This is a genomic window from Caballeronia sordidicola (assembly GCF_000729995.1).
Taxonomy (GTDB): Bacteria; Pseudomonadota; Gammaproteobacteria; order Burkholderiales; family Burkholderiaceae; genus Caballeronia; species Caballeronia sordidicola_A.
On the sequence record NZ_JNFG01000120.1, the window covers coordinates 1 to 459 of the forward strand.

A 459-nucleotide genomic window follows, 5' to 3' on the forward strand; every position below is an offset into this window, starting at 1 on the left:
GTGCAGGACTGCATCCGCGGCACCCTCAGCCTCTAGGCGCGGATCACAGCCCGACCGAGCGACCCTTGAAGCCGGCGGCATCGAAGTAGCGGGTGTCGCCGACGTTCTGGGTCTTGAGTTCGGTGACCAGCCCGCCCGCCGCCGGTGCCGAGCGCTGCACCCGGTGGCTGGCCTTGACCGGCTTGCCGCCTTCCAGGCTCTCGCCGATCACCCGGCCGACCAGTTGCCCCTTGGCCGGGATCTCCAGGTGCAGCAGGTGCGCCAGGGTCTGGCCGACGTCGGCGTTGCTGACCGGACTCAGGTCGACGAAGCCCTTGCGGAAGTCCGGGCCGATGGCCGCCATGAAGTTGTGGGTGTCGCCGCGGCTGAAGCTGCCGTGCATGCCCTGGCCCTGCTGCAGCCCGGTGTCGGCCACCTCGACGGCGCAGACGTCGGGCTTGCCGCAGCCGCTGTCATAGG

1 pseudogene is annotated in these 459 nt (G+C 70.4%); it reads right to left on the reverse strand.

Annotated elements, in window-relative coordinates:
• Window positions 1-43: 43 nt before the first annotated feature.
• A pseudogene (locus FH08_RS0133980) lies at window positions 44-459 on the reverse strand (hypothetical protein); the annotation flags it as partial.